This is a genomic window from Piscinibacter sp., assembly GCF_050175855.1.
In the GTDB taxonomy this organism is placed as follows: Bacteria; Pseudomonadota; Gammaproteobacteria; order Burkholderiales; family Burkholderiaceae_C; genus Piscinibacter.
This window is the reverse complement of record NZ_JBFXIO010000451.1, coordinates 1-3,717: the sequence shown is the minus strand read 5'-3', so window position 1 is coordinate 3,717 and position 3,717 is coordinate 1. Positions and strand designations below refer to the sequence as shown.

General features: G+C 66.4%; 4 protein-coding genes. 1 reads left to right on the top strand and 3 read right to left on the bottom strand.

What is annotated here, in order from left to right; translation table 11 throughout:
* Positions 1-182, top strand: a 182-nt coding sequence (locus AB7U92_RS23640) for a hypothetical protein (RefSeq protein WP_428582726.1), incomplete at its 5' end; no start/stop codon positions are given.
* A gap of 126 nt (positions 183-308) precedes the next feature.
* Here the strand turns inward: AB7U92_RS23640 and AB7U92_RS23635 are convergent.
* From AB7U92_RS23635 to AB7U92_RS23625, 3 genes are all read right to left on the bottom strand, one after another.
* Positions 309-1,538, bottom strand: coding sequence for a pyridoxal-dependent decarboxylase, exosortase A system-associated (locus tag AB7U92_RS23635; RefSeq protein ID WP_428582724.1), 1,230 nt, complete (start codon positions 1,536-1,538; stop codon positions 309-311).
* Positions 1,535-3,130, bottom strand: a complete 1,596-nt coding sequence (locus tag AB7U92_RS23630; protein WP_428582722.1) for an acyl-CoA ligase (AMP-forming), exosortase A system-associated — start codon at positions 3,128-3,130, stop codon at positions 1,535-1,537. Before AB7U92_RS23630 ends, AB7U92_RS23635 begins: the two co-directional genes overlap by 4 nt.
* 81 nt (positions 3,131-3,211) lie before the next feature.
* A partial coding sequence (locus AB7U92_RS23625; protein WP_428582720.1) for a GNAT family N-acetyltransferase occupies positions 3,212-3,717 on the bottom strand: 506 nt, incomplete at its 5' end.

The following is a 3,717-nucleotide window of genomic DNA, read 5'->3' as shown; positions in this document are numbered from 1 at the left end:
GCAGTCGCGACGACGCAGGCACTCAAAAGGGTCAGCAGCAGCAAGCGATTGGCAAACATGACAATACCTTCAACGGGCAACCAATACTCGCCCGCAACCTCGAACCGCGGCGCGCAGGAGTTAAACCTCGCTTTTACTGCGCCCCAGCCAACATCATCGGGGCACCATCGGGCTACCTGTAACTTGGGGTATCTTGTGGCGCGTGACCCTCACAGCCGGTTGCAAAGCCAACCGGGATTTTGCTCGAAATCCCGCGATCGAGGGATTGCGAGTTCGTGACAGCGAGCCGTTCCAACTCGTCGATCGGCTCAGACGAGCACTTCCTGCGCGCCCGGATGGCTCAAGAATCGGGACGGGCTGGCGGTCAGGCCGTAGGCGCCCGACTGGAAAACGACAACCAGATCACCCGGCTGCGCCTGTGCGAGTTCCATGCGATCGGCCAGCAGGTCCAGCGGCGTGCACAGCGGGCCGACAGCCGAAGCCTGTTCGCGCTGATCGGGCTGCATCCGGTTGCCGATCGCGACGGGGTAGTTCTTGCGGATCACCTGCCCGAAGTTCCCGGACGCTGCGAGCTGATGGTGCAAGCCACCGTCGAGCACGAGAAAGACTTCGCCACGCGATACTTTCCGGTCGACGACCCGGGATACGTACACACCAGCCTCGCCGACCAGGTAACGACCCAGTTCGATGACCAGTTCCGCACCCGGCAACTGGGTTGCGGCCTGCTGGGCGATGAGTTCGAGATTGGCGCTGATCGGCGCCAGGTCCAGCGCCTGTTCGCCGGGGAAGTAGGGGATTCCGAAGCCGCCGCCGAGATTCAGCACCTTCAACGGCGCCGGAGCATGCTCCGCCAGGCGCATGGCCAAGGCGAGTGTCTTGGTCTGGGCGTCGCAGATCGAGTCGGCACGCAGGTTCTGCGAGCCCGAAAAGATGTGGAAGCCCTCGAAGCTCAGTCCCAGTGCGGCGATCTCGCGCAGTGCAGCGGGCACCTGTTCGACATCGATGCCGAACTGCTTGGGTCCGCCGCCCATCTTCATGCCGGACGACTTGAGCTCGAAGTCGGGGTTGACACGAACGGCCACGCGCGCAGCGCGGCCGAGGCGGGCCTGCCAGTCGGCCAGCAGGCGCAGTTCGCGCATCGACTCCGCATTGACCAGCACGCCAGCCGCCACCGCCTGGCCGAGCTCCTGCTCCGACTTCCCCGGACCGGCGAAGCTGATCTCCTGCGGGTCCATGCCGCTGTCGAGCGCCACACCCAGCTCGCCGCCGGAGGCCACGTCGATGCCGTCGACCAGAGCGGCCATGTGGCACACCAGCGCCGGCATGGGGTTGGCCTTCATGGCGAAGTGAAGGCTGATGCTGTCGGGCAGCGCCTGTCGCAGCTCCTGCACGCGTTGCGTGAGCAGGCGCCGGTCGTAGGCGAAGAACGGCGTTCGGCCTACGCGTGCGGCCAGCAGCGACAACGGCTGGCCGCCGACGCTCAGCTCACCGCCGACGACCGGGAAGCGCCAGGCAGGACCCTCGTGAATGACGCTCATGGGCTTGTCGGAGCGGAGTTGCGGAACTCGGTGGCGATCGATTTGCGGTCGATCTTGCCGTTCGCGTTGCGGGGCAGCGGCCCATCTCGAACCTCGATACGCGCCGGCACCATGTACGCCGGCAGGCGCTCCCGGCACAGCGCCGTCAGGGCCGCGAGGTCGATCGTGCTGCCCGGTGGCGGCGTCACCACCACCGCAACGGCCTCGCCCAGGGTGGCGTGAGACAGTCCGAACGCGGCGCACTCGCCAATCAATTGGGTGCCGTAGAGGACTTCTTCAATCTCGGTCGGGCTGATGCGATAGCCCGACGACTTGATCATTTCGTCCTTGCGGCCGATGAAGTAGAGGAAGCCATCGTCGTCGCGTCGCACCGTGTCGCCGGAAAACACCGCCAGCTCGGGCAACACCAGACCGCCTTCGCGACCGGGCAGCGGGCGGAAGCGCTCGGCCGTCTTCTCGGGATCGTTCCAGTAGCCCTGAGCGACCAGCGCGCCGCGCTGCACCAGCTCTCCGGGTTCGCCTGGGTCGCAGGGCGTGCCATCGGAGCGGAGCACGAGGATCTCGCTGTTCGGGATGGCCTTGCCGATCGAGTCGGGCCGGCGATCCACCTCCTCGGGCGGAAGGTAGGTCGCACGGAAGGCCTCGGTCAACCCGTACATGAGGTACGGCTGAGCCTGAGGGAACAGCCCGCGCAGGCTCTTCAGTGTCTCCAGCGGCATCCGGCCGCCGGTGTTGGCGAAGTAGCGCAACGAACTGCCCGCTCCGTCCGCCCAGCGGGACTGGGTCAACTGGATCCACAGGGGTGGCACTGCGGTGAGGCCGGTGACACGATGCTGCGCCACCGCCTTCACCACGTCCTTGGCCAGCAGGTAGTTGAGCAGCACCACGCGCGCGCGGGCGTGGAAGGCCGTGGTGAGCTGGCTGAATCCGGCGTCGAAGGACAGCGGAAGTGCAGCCAGCAGCACGTCGTCGCCGCAATTCTCGAGGTAGGAGGCCACGCTCTTTGCGCCGGCCACCATGTTGCGATGCGACAGAACGACGCCCTTGGGTTTGCCAGTGCTGCCCGACGTGTACAGGATGCCGGCCATGTCGGCGTCGACACTCCGGTGCGACGGCGAGCCGCCGGCGGACATGAACTCCTCCCAGCCGTGCAGTGCAACGGCGCCCGGTCCCGCGACCGCAGGACTCGGACCGACCACGACGACATGGCGCAGCGCCGGACACTGGGCCAGTTCCGCCACGAGGCCGGCGAGCCGGTCGCTCGAGGTGACCAGCACCCGCACGTCGCAGTCGCGCAGGATGTGGCCGACTTGTTCAGGCTTGAGCACCGGGTTGACGGGCACGAACACGGCACCGTGCGCGGGAGCCCCGAAGGAGGCGATGACCGTCTCCGCGCGCTTGTCGAGGTAGATGGCGACACGTTCTCCGCGCCCGACCGAGATCGACGACAGTCCTGCGGCGAATTGCCGCAGGGCAACTGCCAGCTGGCCGTAGCTCAGCCACTCGCCGTTGGCATGGAGGGCAAGAGCGTCGGGATTGTGTTCGGCCGCGACGAGCGGCAACTGGTGCAGAAGGAACGCCTCTTTGTGCATGTTCGGTCGGACGATTCGGACGATTCGGACTTTTCGGACGCGAGGTATGGGCTGTGGACGGGTGCAGCGCAGCGGCGGTGCTCAGGCCTTGCTCAGGCCGGCGCGGGCTTGGAATGCACGGCGCAGCAGGCGCAGGCGCTGCTTCGATGCCTCGGCCATGCCCAGCGCAAGTCCGACGACACTCGATCGATTGAAGGCTTCCGTTCCGACCAGCGGCTGGACCGACGACATCCAGTCCTTCTTGTAGGCCTCGCTGCCGACGCCGTAGTCGATCACCTCGACAGCATCCTCGTCGAGCGCGATGCGGAACAGTTCCCTGGACAGGATCGAGCCGACCCCGAACTCTGCGTATTTCTCGTCGTACGCCAGCTTGTAGATGACCGCACGCCCGCTGGCGTTGATCCACAGCTGCGCCGCGGCCGCCTGACCATCGACGCGCAGCACGCCCAGCCGCAATACTCCGAGCCGGGCGGCGCAGCGGATCAATCCGGGAATGAACGCGGGGAAAGGCTCGGGTTCCTTCCAGCTCGCGTTGTAGACCTTGCAGAAGGCCTCGACCGCATCGTCCAGTCCCGCATCGACGCCTC